Below are 19,325 nucleotides of genomic sequence, written 5' to 3' on the forward strand. Positions count from 1 at the left end.
CGCCGGTCACCCCGCCAGGCGCACCACCCGCACCCCGCCGCCCGGGACGCCGAGCTTCCCGGCGACATCCGCCCCGGTCAGCAGCTCGACGCCCGCGCCGGGCAGCGGCATGGTGACCTCGGCGTCGTTGTGGTTGATCGCGAACAGGTAGACGGCGCCGCTCCCGCCCCGGCGGCGCACCACCTCCAGGTCGCGGGGCAGCTCGTCCCGGTCCGGCAGCCTGGCGTCGGCCAGCGCCAACGCCAGCACCGCGTCCAGGTCGTCCCGCCCCAGCCGCGCCGAGACGTACCAGGCGGTGCCCTCGCCCAGCCGGTGCCGGGTCACGGCCGGCCCGCCGGCCGCCGGCCCGTCGGCATACCGCCAGACCGGCTCGGCGCCCCGGGTCACCACGGTCTCCGCCCAGGTGTCGGCGGACAGGTCGGGGACGCCCTCGGAGCCGGTCAGCCGCACCGCGCGCCCCGCGTGCAGCGGCTGGAACTCCTCGACGGTCAGCCCCAACACCCCGCGCAGCGCGCCCGGATGCGGCCCCGGGTGCACGGCGTCGTGCTCGTCCACGATCCCGGAGAAGTAGGAGACCAGCAGCGTTCCGCCGCCCTCCACATAGCGGCGCAGCCGCTCCCCCGCCCGCGCGCTCGCCAGATAGAGCGCGGGCACGACCACCAGCGGGTAGCGGTCCAACGCCCCGCCGTCCAGCGCCCCGTCCTCCGGCGGGACGAAGTCGACCGTCAGATGACGGTCGTAGAGCGCCGCGTAGAACGCCTCGGCGCGCTCGCGGGTGTCCAGGTCCTCGCTGGGCCGCCACTCCAGCTTCTGCGCCCACCACGACTGCCAGTCCCACACCACGGCCGCGTCGGCGACCGTCTCGCTCCCGCGAATCTCGGCCAACCGCCCCAGGTCGGAGCCGAGTTGCACGACCTCGCGCCAGATCCTGCTGTCCGTGCCGGCGTGCGGCACCATCGCCGAGTGGAACTTCTCCGCGCCCGCCCGAGAGGCCCGCCACTGGAAGAACAGCGCGCCCTCGGAGCCGCGCGCCACATGCGCCAGGCTGTTGCGCGCCATCTCCCCCGGCCGCTTGGCGATGCCGCGCCGCTGCCAGTTGACCCCGCTCGTGGAGTGCTCCAACAACAGCCAGGGCCGGCCCCCGCCCACCGAGCGGCTGAGGTCGGCGGCCATGGCGAGGTTGATGTGGTTCCGGTCCTCCTCGGCGACCAGGTAGTGGTCGTTGGTGACCAGGTCCACCTCGCGGCCCCAGGCCCAGTAGTCCATGGAGTCGCACTGGGTCGGCGAGACCATGAAGTTGGTGGTCACCGGCGTCCCCGGGGACAGCTCGCGCAGCAGCTCGCGCTCGTGGCGGAAGTTGGCCAGCGCGCTGTCGCTGGCGAACCGCGCGAAGTCCAGCCGCTGCGCCGGGTTGGCGACGGTCGGGGTGAGCCGGGGTGGCTGGATCTCCTCCCAGTCGCCGTAGCCCTGCCCCCAGAACGCCGTCCCCCACGCCTCGTTGAGCGCGTCCAGGCTCCCGTACCGCTCGGCGAGCCAGCGGCGGAAGTGCGCGGCTGAGACGTCGCAGTAGCACTCCAGCACCGGCACCCCGTACTCGTTGTGCACGTGCCACATCGCCAACGCCGGGTGCCGCCCGTACCGTTCGCCGAGCGCGGTGACGATCCCGGTGATCGCCTCCCGGTACGCCGGTGAGCTGTGGCAGATCGCGCCGCGCGAGCCGAAGGCCCAGCGGGTGCCGTCGCGGCTGACCGGCAGCGCCTCCGGGTGTTCCCGGTAGAACCAGGCGGGCGGCACCACCGTCGGCGTGGCCAGGTCGATCCTGATCTCCGCCGCGTGCAGCAGCTCGATCACCCGGTCCAGCCAGCCGAAGTCGAACGCGCCGGGCCTGGGTTCAAGGCGCGCCCAGCTGAAGATGCCGAGGCTGACCAGGTTCACCCCGGCCTGCCGCATCAGGGCGATGTCCTCACGCCACACCTCCTCCGGCCACTGCTCCGGGTTGTAGTCGCCGCCAAAGGCGAGTCGGCCCAGCCCTCTGGGGGTGGCGTGCGGCATGGATTCCTCTCCCGCTTCATGTGAACGTGCACAGCATGACCCGCCGTGCAGCTCCACGAAACCTCAAGTACCCAACGGTTGACAAGTGGCCGAAACATTTCTTCACTGTGCACGTTCACAGTCATGCGCCACGGCGGCCGTGCCATGCGGCATACGCCGTGCCGCACCACCCCTCGGGAGGGACCATGCGTCACCGCGCGACCGCCACCTGCGTCGCGACGCTGCTGACGGCCACCGCGCTCGGGGGCTGCGGCGCGGCCGACGACGGGGCCGTTCGCCTCACCTACTGGGCCTGGGCGCCCGGGATGGAGGAGGTTGTCGAACTCTGGAACGAGGCGAACCCGGACGTTCAGGTCACGGTCAAGAAGCAGGCCAGCGGCGACGAGTTGGTGACCAAGACGGTCACCGCCGCCCAGGCCGGCACGGCGCCCGACCTGGTGCAGGCCGAGTACCAGGCGCTGCCCACCCTGGCCAGCAACAACGTCACCGCCGACATCTCCGCCGAGGTCGCCGGCGTCGAGGACGCGTTCACCCCGGCCGTCTGGCAGCAGGTCACCCTCGGCACCGACGCCGTCTACGCGCTCCCGCAGGACTCGGGGCCGCTGCTGTTCTTCTACCGCGCCGACCTCTTCGAGGAGTTCGGGCTGAGCGTGCCGGAGACCTGGGACGAGTTCGCCGAGACCGCCCGAGCGCTGCGGGAGATCGACCCGGACCGCCGGCTGACCACGTTCTCCGCCAACGACGCCGGCCTCTTCGCCGGCCTGGCCCAACAGGCCGGCGCCCAGTGGTGGACCACCGAGACCGACCGCTGGCGGGTCGCCATCGACGACGAGGCGGGCCGCCGGGTGAGCGCGTTCTGGGAGGAACTCGTCGCCGAGGAACTGGTGGACAACCAGCCGATGTACACCCCCGCCTGGAACCAGGCGCTCAACGAGGGCCGGCAGATCGCCTGGATCAGCGGCGTCTGGGCGCCCGGCACCCTGGCCACGGCCGCCCCCGACACCGAGGGCACCTGGGAGGCGGCCCCGCTGCCGCAGTGGGAGCCGGGCGCCAACGTCACCGGCAGCTGGGGCGGCTCCACCACGGCCGTCACCACCGACTCCGAACACCGGGCCGAGGCCGCCGAGTTCGCGGTCTGGCTCAACACCGACCCCGAGGCGCTGACCGCCCTCGTCCAGACCTGCGGGATCTACCCGGCGGCGACGGCGGCGCAGACCGGCGAGGCCCTCGCCGCGCCGCCGCCGTTCCTCGCCAACCAGCCCGAGTTCTACGAGACCGTCGCCGAGGTGGCCGAGGGCGCTGCGCCCGCCGCCTGGGGGCCGAACGTCACCGTCGCCTACAGCGCGTTCAACAACGCCTTCGGCGCGGCGGCCGGCCGCCGCGCCGGTTTCGAGGAGGCCCTGGCCGAGATGCAACAGACCACCTTCGACGACATGGACCGGCTCGGCTTCGAGGTCGTCCAGTGAGCGCCCCGGGGCGCGCGCCCGGCGCGGAAGCCCCAGCGCGCCGGCGCGGAGGCGCCTCGGCGCGCGCCACCTCCGCCCGCCTGGCGCCCTACGGCTTCCTGGCGCCCACCGCCGCGCTCTTCGCGCTGTTCTTCGCGCTGCCCATCGGCTACGCGCTCTACCTCAGCGTCCGTAAGGTCCAGATCGTCGGCCTGGGCCTGGGCCCCGACGGCCGGGAGGAGGTGTGGGCCGGGCTGGCCAACTACCGCCGCGCGCTGACCGATTCCGAGCTGCTGGCCGGCGCGCTGCGGGTGCTGGGCTACGGCGCGATCGTGGTGCCGGTGATGCTGGGCCTCGCGCTGTTCTTCGCGCTGCTGCTGGACGACGAGCGGGTGCGCGGGCGGCGGTTCGGCCGGTTGACGATCTTCCTGCCGTACGCCGTGCCGGGCGTGATCGCCGCGCTGCTGTGGGGCTTCCTCTATCTGCCGTCGGTCAGCCCGCTCACCGACGCGCTGGAGGCGGTGGGCCTGCCGGCGCCCGACCTGCTCGACGGGGCGCCGCTGTTCGGCGCGCTGGCGAACATCGCGATCTGGGGCGGCACCGGCTTCAACATGATCGTGATCTACACCGCGCTGCGCGCCATCCCCGCCGAGGTGCACGAGGCGGCGCGGCTGGACGGCTGCACCCCGCTCCAGACCGCGCTGCGGATCAAGATCCCGATGGTGCTGCCCTCGCTGGTGCTCACCTTCTTCTTCTCGATCATCGCCACCCTCCAGGTGTTCAACGAGCCGACGACGCTCCGGCCGTTGACCAACAGCCTGTCCACCACCTGGTCCCCGCTGATGAAGGTCTACGAGGACGCGTTCACCGGCGGCGACATCCACGCCGCCGCCGCGACCGCCGTGGTGATCGCCCTGGTCACGCTGGTGCTCTCGTTCGGCTTCCTGCGGCTGGCCACCGCCCGCGACCGCCGCGAGGAGAACGCCCGATGAGCACCGCCAGCCCCCTGAACACCGTGGACGCCGCGAGCCCCGCGAACGCCCGCCCGGCATCCGAGGGCGGCGGCGCCCGTCGTCCGCGCCGGTTCGCCCCGCTGCCGACCGCCGCGCTGCTGCTGGGCGCGCTCTACTGCCTGCTGCCGGTGGCCTGGGTCGCGATCGCGGCGACCAAGGCGGGCGACGAGCTGTTCTCGACGTTCACCTTCGCGCCCGGCAGCGGCCTGTGGGAGAACGTCTCCGACCTGCACGGCTACCGGGACGGGATCTACTGGCGCTGGATGGTCAACTCGGCGCTCTACGCGGGTCTTGGCGCGCTGCTGTCCTGCGCGGTCTCGGCGCTGGGTGGCTACGCGTTGGCGCTCTACCGCTTCCCCGGACGGGAGACGATCTTCAACGTGCTGCTGGCCGGGGTGCTGATGCCGCCGGTGATCCTGGCGGTGCCGCAGTACCTCCTGCTGGCCGAGGTCGACCTCACCGACAGCCGCCTGGCCGTGCTGCTGCCGGTGCTGCTCTCCCCCTACGGCATCTATCTGGCGCGGATCTACGCGGCGGCCGCGGTGCCGGCCGACGTGGTGGAGGCGGCGCGGATGGACGGCTCGGGCGAGTGGCGGATCTTCCGCTCGATCGCGCTGCCGATGATGCTGCCGGGGCTGGTGACGGTGTTCCTCTTCCAGTTCGTGGCGATCTGGAACAACTTCCTGCTGCCGTACATCATGTTGAGCGACGACGAGAAGTTCCCGTTGACGCTGGGCCTGTTCACCCTGCTCAACCAGGGCTCGACCACGCCCGCGCTCTACACGCTGGTGATCACCGGCGCGCTGCTGGCGGTGCTGCCGCTGATCGCGCTCTTCCTCCTCGTCCAACGCTTCTGGAGCCTCGACCTGCTGTCGGGGGCCGTAAAGTCGTGAACCATGAGCAACCCCGTTCGACGTCAGCGCCCCACGATCCACGATGTGGCGCGGGTCGCCGGCGTCTCGCGCGGCACGGTCTCGCGGGTGCTCAACGGCGGGCACCATGTCAGCCCGGCCGCCGCCGAGGCGGTCAACTCCGCGATCCGCAAGACGGGCTATGTCGTCAACCGGCACGCGCGTTCGTTGATCACCGGCCGCTCGGGCTCGGCGGCGTTCCTGCTGACCGAGCCGCAGGAGCGGTTCTTCGAGGACCCCAACTTCAACGTGCTGCTGCGCGGCTGCACGCAGGCGCTGGCCGCGCACGACATCCCGCTGCTGCTGATGATCGCCGGCTCGCGGGACGAGCAACGGCGGATCGTGCGCTATGTCACGGCCGGGCACGTGGACGGGGTGCTGCTGGTGTCCAGCCACACCGGCGACCCGGTGGCCGCCCAACTCGCCCGCGCCGGCATCCCGGTGGTCGCCTGCGGCAAGCCGATGGACCCGCGCGCGGGCCGGCTGGCGCATGTCGCGGCCGACGACCGGGAGGGCGCGCGGGAGATGGTGCGCCATCTGCTGGCCGCCGGCCGGCGCCGGATCGGCACCATCGCCGGGCCGCAGGACACCCCGGGCGGCGTTGACCGGCTGGCCGGCTTCCGCGAGGTGCTGGCCGAGGCGGGGCTGCCGTTCGACGAGTCGCTGGTGGAGACCGGCGACTACGGCCGCGCCAGCGGCGCCGCCGGCGCGCGTCGGCTGCTGGCCCGACACCCGGACCTGGACGGCCTGTTCGTCGCCTCCGACCTGATGGCGCGCGGCGCGTTGGAGGCGCTGGCCCGCGCCGGGCGGTCCGTTCCCGAACAGGTCGCGGTCGGCGGCTTCGACGACTCGGCCGCCGCGCTGGCCTCGGCGCCGGCGCTGACGACGGTGCGGCAGCCGTGGGACCGCATCAGTCAGGAGATGGTCCGCGTGCTCCTCGCCCGCATCGCGGGCGAGGACACCTCGGCGGTGATCCTCCCGACGGAGCTGGTCGTCCGCGACACGGCCTGAGCGGCGCCTCCCGGCGGCGAACGGCCGGCCCCCCGTTCCGCGACCGGCCGGCGAAGGTGCGGGCGGCGGCGCTGGGACAACGGCCCGGCGGGTCCGCCGTTCTGGCGAACGCCGCCCGGCGGCATCTCCAACCCACCGAACCTTCGCGTTCCCCGGACGGTGAGTGCTCCTCCGCCTCCGCCGGGCCGGCCGGGAGACGGAGGATCAACGCGCGCAGCTCGGGCGGCGCGAGGTGCGACTGGCCGATCACCGACTGCCGCGCCGACATGGCCGCGACCAGCAGTCGGTTCTCCAGCACGTCCGGGTCAACGGTGGCCGGGTCCGCCTCCAGTACCTGGTCAAGCGACTCCAGGGCCGGGACCAGCGACGTCTCGACGGTTGGCGGCAAGGCGTCCAGATACTCCGTGTCCTCGGTGAAGACGAGATCCACCAACTCGCGCGCCGCCTGACGGTACGAGGTCACATCGGTGGTGCGCCGGAGCACCTCAGCCCGCTCCCGCACCCGTGTGGCGAGAGGGAAGAGATCCTCGATCCGCATCACTGTCTCCGTCCTTTCCGCTTTCCGCACTCTCTCCCGCGCCCCACGCGGGACCCGGCCGTCGGGCACCGGACTGTCACACCGAGCGGGCGAAGTTGATTCCCAGATTCTCCAGAAGGGGCATACAGGCGTCGGGGCACGGTGTGGCGGGAGCGTGCAACGCGCAAGCCCCAGCGGGTCGGCCCAGTTGGTCGGGTTGTGCACGTAGGCGCGAGCATTCCCCGCCGGCGCCAGCCCCAGGGGGTCGGCTGAGGTGAACCGCGCGGTCACCGGGTCGTTGTGCCGGTACAGGTTGTCATGCCAGCCGGTCTCCCGGTCCTGGTACTGCCCGGAGAACCGCAGCGGGGTGTCAGCGGAGGCAGGCGGCTCGAAGGGTTCCGTGATCTGGTAGACGGTGTCGTGGCCCAGTGAGTCGGTGACGACCGTGCGGTGCGCCTCCGCGTCGTAGGCGTAGCGGTACTCCAACGCCCGGTCGGTGCCGGTGGTGATGCCGAGGTGGTAGCCGCACGCGTTCCGCCCGTTCATTGGTCGCGGGCGGCGGCACGAACGTCGGCCTCGTCGGGCGGCTCGACGTTCTCCCGCTCCCCCTCTCGCTGGAGACGTTCGGCCTCATCCCCAGCACGACCGACCCAGTCCTGCGCATCCCCACGCCTCGGTGCTCGGCGGCGGACGGCCGGCGAGGGTGCGAACGGCCGGCCCCCCGTTCCGCAGCCGGCCGTTCGCGCCGCGCGGCCGTTCAACCACCGGCCGACCCGCCCCCCGATTACTGGCCGACCCGCCCGTCGATGCACTCGCGTAGCAGGTCGGCGTGCCCGCAGTGGCGGGCGTACTCCTCGATCCGGTGCACCATCAGCTCGCGGACCGAGGTGCGGTCCTTCCCCAACCGCGTTCCGAGGTCCGGGTGTTGGTCCAGCGCCGCGTCCGTCGCCGCCTGCTCGCGCGCGAGGTCGGCGAACGCCTCGTCCACCAGCGCCTGTTCACCCGCCGCGCCGTCGAAGTCGGCGTCCCGCCCGCCGTACAGCCTGGGCAACGGCTCGCCCTCGCTGATCCAGTCGCGCCAGTCCCGCTCCGCCCAGGCGAGGTGTCGGACGAGCCCGAGCAACGACATCGTGGACGGCGGCACCGAACGGCGGGCCAGCCGCTCGGGATCGAGGCCCTCGCACTTCATCAACAGCGTGGTGCGGTAGTCGGCGAGAAACTCGCGCAGGGTGGGGAGTTCGCCGTCCGGCGCCGACCCGTCGGTGTCGCGCGGATCGTCCGCCGGGTCCACCCACATGTCCGGGTACACGGTCGCCCGGCTCCACCGCGTGGGTGTCCGCCGGCCCGGGTCGCGCTCCGTCGGTGTCATGTTCGCCATGCTCCTCCGGCAACGTCCGTCACCGCCACCGGGTTTGCCCCGTGACGCCGACCGGGCCGGGCGGTGCCGCTCCTCGCAATGCCACAGTGGACGGATGACGCGTGGACAGAGCATCCCCGTCGCCCTCACCGCCGGCGCGCTCACGCTGGCGCTGGTCTCCTGTGGCGGCGACGACGGCGACAACAGCGACGAGACCAGAGAAGTACTTCAGTACTCGGTGGCCAACGAGGAGTTAGACGCCGGCCGGGTCGACCTCCTCATGGACGACGCCGGCCCCCCGCACGCGATGGCCGCCATCGGCCACTACGCCGCCGGCCTCGACGCCTCGACGGACGTCACCATCACCGTCTACCGCGACGAGGGGCTGTCCGTCGTCATCTGCGAGGCGGCGTGGCCGGACTTCAAGACCAACATCAACTGCCCCGACGAGACCAACAACGAGATCGACGGGTCGATCAACGACGACATCGACGGCTCGATCAACAGCGGCTGAGCCGGGCGGTCGTCGGCGGGCCCGGGGGCGGGCGGGGAGAACGCGGTGGAGCGGTCGCCCGGGACGGTCTAGAGTTCCCGGGTTCCGATCGATCGCGTGACCAGATGAGGTGTGTTTGATGACGGCCCGTGCAGCGGCGGTCGGCTTCGGTCGGCTGACCCACGTAGACCCCATGACCTCATCGAACGCAGGGAACACCGCTCGTGGATCTGCCACGCATCTTCACCATTCGCGAAAGTAACCACCGCATCCACAATCCGTTCACCCCCGGCAAGCTCGCCGACCTCGGCGAGGCGCTGCGGCTGGCGCCCGGGGCCCGCCTGCTCGACCTCGCCAGCGGCTCGGGCGAGATGCTGTGCACCTGGGCCCGCGACCACGGCATCACCGGGACCGGGGTGGACATCAGCACGGCGTTCACCGAGCAGGCCCGCGCCCGCGCCGTCGAACTCGGGGTCGCCGACCGGGTGGCCTTCGTCCACGGCGACGCCGCCGGCCATGTCGCGGACGAGCCCGTCGACCTCGCCGCCTGCGTCGGGGCCACCTGGATCGGGAACGGCGTGGCCGGCACCGTCGAACTGCTGGCCAGGAGCCTGAAGCCCGGCGGGCTGACGCTGATCGGCGAGCCGTACTGGCGCCGGGAGGTGCCGGACCAGGAGACCCTCGACGGCTGCCTCAGCGGCGCCGCGAACGACTTCCTGCTCCTGCCGGAGCTGGTCGAGCGGTTCGGCGCACTCGGGTACGACGTCGTGGAGATGGTGCTGGCCGACCAGGACAGCTGGGACCGGTACCAGGCGGCGCAGTGGCTCACCATGCGCCGCTGGCTCGACGCCCACCCCGACGACGAGCTGGCCGCCGAGGTGCGGGCCGAACTCACCGCCGAGCCGGCGCGGTACGCGCGGTACCAGCGCGAGTACCTGGGCTGGGGAGTCTTCGCGCTGATGGCCCGCTGAGGGCCGACCGGAGGCCCGGCCGGGCGGCCCAGGTGGCCGCCCGGCCGGTGGCCGGCTGCTTCAGGACGTCGGGAGGTCCGTGGTGGCGGGCTTCGGGTCGGGAAGTCGGTTGCCACGGAAGGCGCCCGTCAGGACGTCCAGGAACGTCGGGTTGAGGCCGACATCGACCACCCTGATGTTGTGCGGGCCGGCGACCTTCGCCAACTCCCCGACCAGGCCCAGTGGGTCGTCTCCGTCGTAGGCCAAGTCCACGTCGTCGTCGTGCAGATAGATCATCACGGGCTTCCGCCTCCTCGTTGGGGTGGTTTTCCGACAGAACACCAGACGCGGCGGGGGTCATGGGAGTACGAAGAGGGCACCGTCATAGGAACTACCTGCGGAGACAGCGTGCCCAGACAGAAGAAGCGCAGGTCAAACGGCCCGGACGAACCGTCGGACCAGAGGCCGATGAATGATCTCGAATACCTCGGTGGTGAACTCCGGGAGGCCCGGATGAAGCGGAACCTGACGCAGCGGAGGTTCAGCCAGGCCACCGGTTTCTCGCAGAGCTATGTCTCGAAGGTCGAGTTGGGCGTGATCGTGCCCTCGGCCGAGTACGCGAAGAAGTGCGATCTCGTTCTCGGGACGGACGGCATGTTCCAGCGGATGCGGAAGCGGCTTCTCGAACGGGGCCACCCGAGCTGGTTCGCGCCCTACGCCAAGATGGAGGCGGAGGCCGAGGAGATCCTTGCCTACGAACTGTGGTCGATCCCGGGCCTGTTGCAGACGGAGGAGTACGCCAGGGCGCTCTTCCGGGCCGGCCATCCGCACCAGAGCGAGGAGTGGATCGAGCTGCGGGTCCGCAACCGGGTGGCCCGGCGGGCCACGCTGGAGGAGAGCAATCCCGCGCGTCTCTGGGCGATCGTCCACGAGGGCGCGTTGCATCCCGCCGTCGGGGGTCGGGCCGTGATGCGGGAGCAGTTGGAGTTTCTCGCGCGGCTGACGGAGATGCCCTCGGTGAAGCTCCAGGTGCTGCCGTTCGAGGTGGGCGCCCCGCCGGCGATTCAGCCGTTCTGGCTGCTTGAGCTGCCCACCGGCCGCTCCGTGGTCTACACGGACACCGCGCTCGGCGGGCAGTTGAGCGAGGACGAGGAGCGTGTATCGTCCTGCCGCAGGGCGTTTGACCTGCTGCGGGCCGAGGCCCTGAGCCCCCGGGAGTCCATCGGGCTCATCCAGAGAATCGCGAAGGAAGTACATGGCTGACAACGGCTGGCGCAAGTCCACCTACTCGGACAACCAGGGCGGGGCCTGCCTCGAAGTCCGGGACGACACCCCGGGCATCGTCCCCGTCCGCGACAGCAAGGTGCAGAACGGCGACACCCTCACCATCGGTGCCGACGCCTGGACCTCCTTCCTGCACCACATCAAGCACTGAGCCATCCCGACACCCGACGGGCCGTCACCCCACCCCCCGGGGCGACGGCCCGTCGGTTCCAGCTTCCCAACGGCGCGGCGCGGGAAGGATATTGACCTGCCGCAGGGCGTTTGACCTGCTGCGGGCCGAGGCCCTGAGCCCCCGGGAGTCCATCGGGCTCATCCAGAGAATCGCGAAGGAAGTACATGGCTGACAACGGCTGGCGCAAGTCCACCTACTCCGACGGCCAGGGCGGGGCCTGCCTCGAAGTCCGGGACGACACCCCGGGCATCGTCCCCGTCCGCGACAGCAAGGTGCAGAACGGCGACACCCTCACCATCGGTGCCGACGCCTGGACCTCCTTCCTGCACCACATCAAGCACTGAGCCATCCCGACACCCGACGGGCCGTCACCCCACCCCCGGGGCGACGGCCCGTCGCGCACGTCCCTCGCACCCCACTGGTTCCAGTTTCCTAACAACTCGGTTACGATAACGGCGCGTTCACGACGTCGTCGTCCGCTGGTCGTCCGGGGCGGGGGAACCGATAACGCGCGCTTCCTACCGTTCCCGTGGCTCACTTTGCGCCGGTTCGTGCCGTCACACCATGGGAGAATGCGCGTGTCTCAGGCCAGGTTGATCGTTGTCGCCGCCCTCGCCGCCGCCGGGCTGGCCGTCGCGGCGGCGCCCACCGCACAGGCCGCCCCGGGCGAGACCCCGGAGAGCAGCGGTACCACCCCCCGCACCACGCTGGAGCAGGAGACCCAGGACGCGCTGGACGGACCGCACCCGCCGCGTTGGCCGGAGTATGTCAACGGCGGCGCCTGGCCGACGAGTCACGTCCAGGGCGTGGTCGTGGACCAGGAGAACGGCTTTGTCTACTGGTCGTTCACCCAGATGTTGGTCAAGACCGATCTGGACGGGAACGTCATCGGAACGGTCGAGGGCATCACCGGTCACCTCGGCGACATCGACCTCAACCCGCGCGACGGGCGGGTCTACGGCTCCCTGGAGTACAAGGCCGAGGAGGCGTTCTACATCGCCATCGTGGACGTCGCCCGGGTGGACCGGATCGGGATGGACGCGGAGACGGACGGGGTGCTGACCACCGTTCATCTCGCCGAGGTCGTCGAGGACTTCACCGCCGACATGAACGGGGACGGCGTCTTCGACGGCGACACCGGGGACACCCCGGACCACCGCTACGGGTGCAGCGGGATCGACGGGGTGTCGTTCGGTCCGTCGTTCGGGGCGCGTGCGGACAGCCGACAGAAGTTGATGGTCGCGTATGGCGTCTATGCCAACACCGAACGGACCGACAACGATCACCAGGTGATCCTGGAGTACGACATCCGCGACTGGGGGCGCTACGAGCGGCCGCTGTCGGAGGCCGAGCCGCACCGCAGCGGGCCGCGCCGCGTCGACGACAAGTACTTCCTCTACACCGGCAACACCACCTACGGCGTGCAGAACCTGGAGTACGACCGGCACACCGGCAACTGGCTGATGGCGGTCTACCCGGGCACCAAGGCGGAGTTCCCCAACTACCCGCTGTTCATGGTGGACGGCGGCGAGCGGCCCCGGCGCGGGGAGATCGTCGGCCAGCCCGAGTACGAGCGGGGCACGCTGTTGAACCTGCTGCCGCAGGGCCGGTACGACGAGGCCACGGACACGTGGGGCTGGGACTTCGACGGCTCCTACGGCCTGGAGTCGCTGGGCGACGGCTACTACTACGGCGCCGAGGGCCGCTCGGTCCCGGGCGAGGACCGGCCGTTGCAGGAGGGTGAGATCCACCTCTACCGCTGGACGGGCGCGACGCCGACCCCGTTCGACCCGGTGGCGGAGTCCGACAACGACGCCTGAGCGGGCGGGAGTTCACTCCCGCAAGGTGACGGCGGGAACGGGGTGCGCGGGACCGCCCAGCCAGGGCCGCTGCGCCCCGTCCGCCGTCACGGTCAGGCCGAACGAGGTCAACGGCGGCGAGCCGACCGCCCGCCACCACTCCAGCGCGCGCACGACCTCCTCCCACAGCCGCCGTGCCCCCGACTGGTAGACGGTGGCCCGCTCCCCCTCGGGCCGGAACACGACCGAGGCCCAGGCCCGCGAGCCGGCGGTCCGGTCGAAGAACCAGACGGTGGTGACCCCGTCGCGTTCGTTGACCAGATGGGTGCAGTCGGGCACCAGCAGGCCCAGGATGAACGTGGTGCCGTCATACCTGTTCGCCGCCCCCAGCTCCGCCGAGGTCAGGGATGTGGTGGAGACGTCAGCGTCCCCGGGGTACTCCTGGACATGGTGCTCGAAAAGGTCCCAGTCAAGCCGCTGGGCGCGGAGCTTCATGAACTCCACCCAGTCCAGGAAAGGGCCGCTGGCACCGCCGTCCTCGGCGACGGTCAGCCGCACCAGGGCGTCCTCGTGGCCGAAGTGGGTACCCCAGGGGCCGACGATCAGGCCGCCGGGACGGGTCTGTTCCAGCCAGGCGACGGGGACCTCCCGCACGCCGGCCGTGGCGATGATCCGGTCGTAGGGCGCGCCCTTCGGCCAGCCGTCCCGGCCGTCGCAACAGATCACCTCGGGGTGCAGGCCGGCACCCTGGAGGGCCGGGCGCGCACGGGTCGCCACGGCCTCGTCGATCTCGACCGTCACCACGCGCTCGTCGCCGAGACGCGCGGCCAGCAGACCGGCGTTCCACCCGGTTCCGGTGCCGATCTCCAGCACGCGGGCACCGGGGAAGACCTCCAGGGCGGCCAGCATCCGCGTGACCACGGACGGCATACTCGCCGAACTGGTCGGCGCGCGGCCGGGATCGGGGCCCTCGTGCGCGCCGTCGTCCCACTGGGTGGTCACGGGGACGTTCGCATGGGCGACGCGCTCCCAGTCGGCCGGATCGGTCCGCCGATCCACCGCCTGGTTGGTGCTGGTCCGCATGTCGTGGGCCCAGATCAGCTCGGGCAGGAACGCCGCGCGCGGCGCCGCCTCGAACGCCGGAACCCAGTCGTCGGTCAGCTGGCCGTGCTCGCGGAGGAACCGCGTCAGCTCCACGTGAGCGCTGACGCGGCCCTCCTGGTCATGCCCCGTCGTCACTTGCGGTGCTCTCCACTACCCTCCGGCGCCCCGCCGTCAGGTGAGGGTGGGGCGGGTTCGAACGGCTTGCCAGGCAGCGCGTCGCCGGACTCGTTGTCGTGGTCGGGCTTTTCGTGCTTCCCCATGGTGTCCCCTCCGGTGCTGACGGTCCATCCGCCGTCGCGCGTTGACGTCGGGGAAACCCTGTCCGCGCCGACCGACCCCATGCACGGGCGTGCCCCCGTTCACCCCAACGGGGAAGCCGCCGCACGTGCGACGGCCGGGGCCCGGGGCAACTCGCCCCGAGACCCCGGCCGTTGAGGGGCCCGCGCGCCGGGCGCGCCAGCGTGGCCGCCCCCGAGACCCGCGCGGGCAGCGCTACGCGCCGATCTTGCCGCCGTCGACCCGCGTGATCGCGACCGTCGCCGAGCGAGGCCGGCCGTTGGGCCGGAAGTCGGGCCAGTTGCTGACCGCCCTCGGGTCGTCGGCCGTGGTCTCGCCCCAGTGGTCGGTGGTCTCCCCCGGGTGCTGGACGTTGACGAAGAGCGTCCGCTGGTCGGGGGTCGCGGTGGCGCCGGTGATCTCGCAGCCGCGTGGGCCGGTGAGGAAGCGGCGGATCTCGCCGGTCTCGGGGTCGGCGGCCAGCATCTGGTTGTTGCCGATGTTGTCGTAGCCCTTCTCGGCCAGGTGCTGGCTGCCGTTGGAGATGTCGGTCTGGATCCACAGCCGCCCGTCGTTGTCGAACCAGACGCCGTCGGGCGAGCCGAAGACGTTGGTCTCGTCGAGGTCGACCTGCGGGTCGTAGGCCGGGTCGCCGGCCAGGACGAAGATGTCCCACTCGAAGGTGGTCGCGGTGTGGTCGCGGCGCTTCTCGGTCCAACGGACGATGTGGCCGTAGGGGTTGGGGTCGCGCGGGGAGACCGCCGAGTCCCAGCCGCTGCCGTTGGTGAGGGTGCAGTAGACGTCGTTGTTCCTGGGGTTGATGGTGATCCACTCGGGGCGGTCCATCTTGGTGGCGCCCACCGCGTCGGCCGCCTCGCGGGTGCGCAGCAGCACGTCGGCCTGGTCGGCCCAGCCGTTGGCGCGGGTCAGCGGGCCCCGGCCGTGGACCAGGGGCAGCCACTCGCCGCTGCCGTCGTCGCGGAAGCTGGCGACATAGAGCGTGCCGTGGTCCAACGGGCTGCGGCCCAGGGCGCGTTGCAGCCGCCAGTTGCCCTCGCCGACGAACTTGTAGATGTAGTCGCCGTCCTGGTCGTCGCCGGTGTAGGCGACGACGCGGCCCCGGGACTCGGTGACCGTGCAGCCCTCGTGCTTGACGCGGCCGAGCGCGGTGCGCTTGACGGGCTTGGCGTCGGGGCGCTTGGGGTCGATCTCGACGATCCAGCCGAAGCGGTTGATCTCGTTGGGGTTGGCGGCGAGGTCGAAGCGGGAGTCGGCCAGGTGCCAGTCGAAGCCGCCGCCGGCCGCCGAGACGCCGTAACGTTCCTGCGAGGGGGTCGGCTCCCAGCTCTCGTCGGTGGTGCCGAAGTAGTTGTTCCAGTTCTCCTCGCAGGCGAGGTAGGTGCCCCAGGGTGTCACGCCGTTCGAACAGTTGTTGAGCGTGCCGCGCGGTCCTTCGGCGGCCTGGAGCGCGGGGTGGCGGGGGCCGACCGGGCCGGAGAACGTCACGGGCGTGTCGCCGGTGACGCGGCGGGCGTAGCGGGAGTCCACCCGTTCCCAGCCGCCGTCGCGACGACGCTCGATCTCGACGACGGAGACGCCGTGCGCGGCCAGGCCCTTGCGGACCTTCTCCTCGGTCATCTCCTCGGCGCCGTCGGGGAAGAGCAACTCCTGGTCGATGTACTCGTGGTTGAGGACCAGCAGCCCGCGCTGGTTGCCCTCGCGGCCGTGGCCGAGGGGGAAGAAGTGCATCCCGTCGTGGTTCATGCCGACCTGTTCGGCCTGCTCCTCGGCGGTGTTGGTGGCGTCCTCGCGCCACTCGGGCCCGCCGGGGCGGATCGGGGTGCCCCAGGGGATCAGCACCTGGGCGCGGTAGCCCTCGGGAACGACGAACTCGTCGGCGTCCGAGGTCGGAACGGGCTCGAAGCCGAGCAGCCGCCGGCCGCCCCCGCCCGGCCGGCCGTGGCCGTGGCCGGCGCCGGGGTGCGGCCCGGAGGTCGAGGTGGTCGCCGCGCCGGTGCCCGCGCCGGGCCCGACGAGGAAGGCGGCGGCAGCGGCCGTGCCGCCCAACAGCGCGTTGCGCCGCGACATTCGGCGCTGGACCACCTCGCCGAAGGACGGGTTGTCGGAACGGTTGGAGCTGACGTCGTCCGGGTCCACCTGGGGAAAGACCGGGTGCTGTGCTGACATCGCGAGTCCTCACGTACTGATGTGGCGGAACGTTGTCGGTTCCGGGTGAGGCTAGGAGTCAACAGTGGCGCAAAGTGACCGCCAAGGTGAACGCGCGGCCACCTCCGCCCATACGGCTGATTCACCGTGCCGGTTCACCCAATCGTGGGTGCCTGGTCACGGGCCTGTGGTCGCGGCCGGGGCTGCGGCGAGGGCCGCGCGTTCGTACCGGTTCGTTCCTGAGCGGTCGCTCAGCGGTTGCCGAGCGGTTCCTGAGCGGTCGCTCAGCGGCTCTCCTGAGCGGTCGAACCTCTCCGTCCGAGCTGTCAGACCTGCCGGGTCCCGTTGACCCGGCGGGGGACTCCCAGCGGGTTGTCGTCGCGCAGCTCCGGCGGGAGCAGCGCCTCGGGTGCGTTCTGGTAACTGACCGGCCGCAGCCACCGCTCGATGGCGGTGGCGCCGACCGAGGTGGAGTGGGAGGTGGAGGCCGGGTACGGGCCCCCGTGGTGCTGGGCCGGGGTCACCGCGACGCCGGTGGGCCAGCCGCCCACCAGCACGCGGCCGGCCAGCGGCGTCAGCTCGGCGAGCAGCGCCGCGCCCCGGCCGTTCGGGTCCTCGGCCTCGGCCGCGCCCAGGTGCAGGGTCGCGGTGAGGTTGCCCGGGAACCGGGCGAGGAGTGCGGTGAGTTGCGCGGTGTCCGCGTAGCGGACGACGACCGTGATCGGGCCGAAGCACTCCTCCAGGAGGAGATCGTGCTCGCCGCCGGTCAGCAGCCGCTCGCCGTCCACGGTGAGGAAGCCGGCGGCGACCGTGCGGCCCTCGCCCTCGCCGGCGGCGACGGGGGCGGCGACCCCGTCGAGCCGGGTGCGGGCGTCCACGCCGGCCAGGAACGCGTCCCGCATCCGGCCGTCGAGGAGGACCCCGGGGGCGACGTCGGCGAGCCGCTTGGCGAGGGTCGCGACCAGCTGCTCGCCCGCCTCGCCGGCCGGGACCAGCACCAGCCCCGGCTTGGTGCAGAACTGGCCGACGCCCTGCGTCATCGAGCCGGCCAGCCCCGCGCCGATCTCGGCGGCCTTCTCGCCGGCTGCGGCCTCGGTGACCACCACCGGGTTGAGGCTGCCCAACTCGCCGTGGAACGGGATGGGTTGGGGCCGGGCGGCGGCGGCGTCGAAGAGCGCGCGCCCGCCGCGCACCGAGCCGGTGAAGCCGGCGGCGGCGACCAGCGGGTGCTTGATCAGCTCGACGCCCGCCTCGAAGCCGTGCAGCACGGTGACGACGTCCTCCGGCAGCCCGACCTTCGCTGCGGCCCGGCGCAGCGCGGCGCCGGTCAGCTCGGAGGTGGCCGGGTGGTCGGGGTGCGCCTTGACGACGACGGGGCTGCCGGCCGCCAGCGCGCTGGCGGTGTCGCCGCCGGGCACGGAGAAGGCGAGCGGGAAGTTGGAGGCGGCGTAGACCGCGACCACGCCCACCGGGATCTTGTAGCGGCGCAGGTCGGGGCGGGGCGGGGTGAGGGAGTCGTCGGCGCGGTCGATGATCACGTCGAGGTAGCCGCCGTCCTCGATCTCGGCGGCGAAGGCGCGCAACTGGCCGGTGGTGCGGCCGAGTTCGCCGGTGAGCCGGGCCTCGCCCAGCGCCGTCTCGGCGTCGGCGGTCGCGATGATCCGCGCGCCGTCGGCCGTCAACTCGTCGGCGGCGGCCCGCAGCAGGGCGATCCTGACCTCCCGGTCGGCGAGCGCGCCCCGCACCGCGTGGGCCGCGCGGACGGCTCCGTCCACATCGCCCGCGGTGGCCTCGGCGGCCACCCGCTCACGCTGGTTTCCCGTTCGCGGGTCCACACTCCACACTGGTACTGCCACCGGAATCGATCCTCCTGAACGGTCCTGCTCCCGGAGGGACGAGGTTCGCTATAGTTGCCGTTCGAGATATTGAACATCGTCCCGATATGTGAATTTCTGTTGGGGACTCTATCGGGCGCAAAACGAGGGGGTCAAGGTCGATGGCTGCCGGTGAGATGGGTAGTTCGCAGGTCAAGTCGGCGGTCCGCACGGTGGAGCTGCTGGAGTTCTTCGCCGGACGGCCGGGAATGCACACCCTCGCCGCCGTGCAGTCGGCCGTCGGGTACCCCAAGTCCAGCCTCTACATGCTGCTGCGCACGCTGGTGGATCTGGGCTGGGTGGAGACGGACGCCACCGGCACCCGCTACGGAATCGGCGTGCGGGCGCTGCTCGTTGGCACCTCCTACATCGACGGCGACGAGGTGGTGGCCGCCGCCCGGCCGACCCTGGACCGGATCGCCGACGACACCGGCGAGACCATCCACCTCGCCCGGCTCGACGGCACCAACGTGGTCTATCTCGCCACCCGCCAGTCCGAGCACTACCTACGCCCGTTCACCCGCGTCGGCCGCCGGCTGCCCGCGCACTCCACCTCGCTGGGCAAGGCGCTGCTGGCGACCCACCCGGACGAGAAGGTGCGGGAGCTGCTGCCGGAGAAGCTGGAGGGGCTGACCGAGCACACGATCACCGACCGTGAGGCGCTGATCGATGAGTTGGCGGTGGTGCGGGAGCGCGGTTACGCGATCGACCGCGAGGAGAACACGCTGGGGCTGCGCTGCTTCGGCATCGCCATCCCCTACCGCCAGCCGGCGCGGGACGCGATCAGCTGCTCGGTGCCGGTGGCCCGACTGACCGAGGCGCACGAGCAGTTGATCAGGGAGGCGCTCTTCGACGCGCGGGACCGACTGAGCCTGGCCACCCGGCACCTGTGAGCCGAGCG

The 19,325-nt window shown here is 71.9% G+C and carries 18 protein-coding genes; 11 read left to right on the top strand and 7 right to left on the bottom strand.

The window, feature by feature from the left end:
* Window positions 1–6: 6 nt before the first annotated feature.
* A complete protein-coding gene (locus tag EBN88_RS06775; RefSeq protein ID WP_122182894.1) occupies window positions 7–2,052 on the bottom strand; it encodes a beta-galactosidase in 2,046 nt (681 codons plus the stop codon).
* A gap of 185 nt (window positions 2,053–2,237) precedes the next feature.
* Between EBN88_RS06775 and EBN88_RS06780 the strand changes: the two genes are divergently transcribed.
* The 4 genes from EBN88_RS06780 to EBN88_RS06795 all read left to right on the top strand — a co-directional run bounded on the left by EBN88_RS06780 (window position 2,238) and on the right by EBN88_RS06795 (window position 6,432).
* Window positions 2,238–3,518 carry an ABC transporter substrate-binding protein gene (locus EBN88_RS06780; protein ID WP_122182895.1) on the top strand — a complete coding sequence of 427 codons (1,281 nt, stop codon included), beginning with the start codon at window positions 2,238–2,240 and terminating at the stop codon, window positions 3,516–3,518.
* 80 nt (window positions 3,519–3,598) lie between these two features.
* On the top strand, window positions 3,599–4,489 hold the full coding sequence (locus EBN88_RS06785) for a carbohydrate ABC transporter permease (RefSeq protein WP_226961506.1): 891 nt from the start codon (window positions 3,599–3,601) through the stop codon (window positions 4,487–4,489).
* Window positions 4,486–5,403 (top strand): carbohydrate ABC transporter permease, encoded by a 918-nt coding sequence (locus EBN88_RS06790; protein ID WP_122182897.1) that lies wholly within the window; start codon window positions 4,486–4,488, stop codon window positions 5,401–5,403. Before EBN88_RS06785 ends, EBN88_RS06790 begins: the two co-directional genes overlap by 4 nt.
* Before the next feature lie 3 nt (window positions 5,404–5,406).
* Window positions 5,407–6,432, top strand: a complete 1,026-nt coding sequence (locus EBN88_RS06795) for a LacI family DNA-binding transcriptional regulator (RefSeq protein WP_122182898.1) — start codon at window positions 5,407–5,409, stop codon at window positions 6,430–6,432.
* Here the strand turns inward: EBN88_RS06795 and EBN88_RS31640 are convergent.
* Both EBN88_RS31640 and EBN88_RS06805 read right to left on the bottom strand, forming a co-directional pair.
* Window positions 6,332–7,495: an RHS repeat-associated core domain-containing protein gene (locus EBN88_RS31640; protein WP_122182899.1), complete on the bottom strand. Its 1,164-nt coding sequence runs from the start codon at window positions 7,493–7,495 to the stop codon at window positions 6,332–6,334. The two genes, EBN88_RS06795 and EBN88_RS31640, sit on opposite strands and share 101 nt — an antisense overlap.
* Before the next feature lie 238 nt (window positions 7,496–7,733).
* Window positions 7,734–8,318 (bottom strand): DinB family protein, encoded by a 585-nt coding sequence (locus EBN88_RS06805; RefSeq protein WP_407703382.1) that lies wholly within the window; start codon window positions 8,316–8,318, stop codon window positions 7,734–7,736.
* Between the two features lie 103 nt (window positions 8,319–8,421).
* Between EBN88_RS06805 and EBN88_RS06810 the strand changes: the two genes are divergently transcribed.
* A complete protein-coding gene (locus EBN88_RS06810; protein WP_122182901.1) occupies window positions 8,422–8,820 on the top strand; it encodes a hypothetical protein in 399 nt (132 codons plus the stop codon).
* 203 nt (window positions 8,821–9,023) lie between these two features.
* Window positions 9,024–9,770, top strand: a complete 747-nt coding sequence (locus EBN88_RS06815) for an SAM-dependent methyltransferase (RefSeq protein WP_122182902.1) — start codon at window positions 9,024–9,026, stop codon at window positions 9,768–9,770.
* Window positions 9,771–9,830: 60 nt separating this feature from the next.
* Here the strand turns inward: EBN88_RS06815 and EBN88_RS06820 are convergent, their stop codons facing one another.
* Entirely contained in the window at window positions 9,831–10,049 is a 219-nt protein-coding gene (locus EBN88_RS06820; RefSeq protein WP_139666632.1) for a hypothetical protein, read from the bottom strand.
* Window positions 10,050–10,217: 168 nt separating this feature from the next.
* Between EBN88_RS06820 and EBN88_RS06825 the strand changes: the two genes are divergently transcribed.
* From EBN88_RS06825 to EBN88_RS06840, 4 genes are all read left to right on the top strand, one after another.
* Window positions 10,218–11,012 (top strand): helix-turn-helix domain-containing protein, encoded by a 795-nt coding sequence (locus EBN88_RS06825; protein ID WP_122182904.1) that lies wholly within the window; start codon window positions 10,218–10,220, stop codon window positions 11,010–11,012.
* Window positions 11,005–11,184, top strand: a complete 180-nt coding sequence (locus EBN88_RS06830) for a DUF397 domain-containing protein (RefSeq protein ID WP_122182905.1) — start codon at window positions 11,005–11,007, stop codon at window positions 11,182–11,184. The genes EBN88_RS06825 and EBN88_RS06830 overlap by 8 nt, the downstream gene beginning before the upstream one ends.
* 185 nt (window positions 11,185–11,369) lie before the next feature.
* Window positions 11,370–11,549: a DUF397 domain-containing protein gene (locus EBN88_RS06835; protein ID WP_122182906.1), complete on the top strand. Its 180-nt coding sequence runs from the start codon at window positions 11,370–11,372 to the stop codon at window positions 11,547–11,549.
* A 228-nt stretch (window positions 11,550–11,777) separates the two neighbouring features.
* The gene (locus EBN88_RS06840) at window positions 11,778–13,025 is read left to right on the top strand and encodes a hypothetical protein (RefSeq protein ID WP_122182907.1); all 1,248 of its coding nucleotides are present in this window, start codon (window positions 11,778–11,780) and stop codon (window positions 13,023–13,025) included.
* 12 nt (window positions 13,026–13,037) lie between these two features.
* Here EBN88_RS06840 and EBN88_RS06845 read toward each other — a convergent pair whose 3' ends face one another.
* The 3 genes from EBN88_RS06845 to EBN88_RS06860 all read right to left on the bottom strand — a co-directional run bounded on the left by EBN88_RS06845 (window position 13,038) and on the right by EBN88_RS06860 (window position 18,406).
* Window positions 13,038–14,243 carry a methyltransferase domain-containing protein gene (locus EBN88_RS06845; protein WP_233580505.1) on the bottom strand — a complete coding sequence of 402 codons (1,206 nt, stop codon included), beginning with the start codon at window positions 14,241–14,243 and terminating at the stop codon, window positions 13,038–13,040.
* 357 nt (window positions 14,244–14,600) lie between these two features.
* A complete protein-coding gene (locus EBN88_RS06855) occupies window positions 14,601–16,571 on the bottom strand; it encodes a PhoX family protein (RefSeq protein ID WP_122182909.1) in 1,971 nt (656 codons plus the stop codon).
* A 305-nt stretch (window positions 16,572–16,876) separates the two neighbouring features.
* Window positions 16,877–18,406: an aldehyde dehydrogenase (NADP(+)) gene (locus EBN88_RS06860; RefSeq protein WP_199742284.1), complete on the bottom strand. Its 1,530-nt coding sequence runs from the start codon at window positions 18,404–18,406 to the stop codon at window positions 16,877–16,879.
* Between the two features lie 140 nt (window positions 18,407–18,546).
* On the opposite strand from EBN88_RS06860, the gene EBN88_RS06865 reads away from it, so the two are divergent.
* Window positions 18,547–19,317, top strand: a complete 771-nt coding sequence (locus EBN88_RS06865; RefSeq protein ID WP_122182911.1) for an IclR family transcriptional regulator — start codon at window positions 18,547–18,549, stop codon at window positions 19,315–19,317.
* Window positions 19,318–19,325 lie beyond the last annotated feature (8 nt).

Source organism: Streptomyces triticirhizae (genome assembly GCF_003696235.1).
Lineage (GTDB): Bacteria > Actinomycetota > Actinomycetes > Streptomycetales > Streptomycetaceae > Streptomyces > Streptomyces triticirhizae.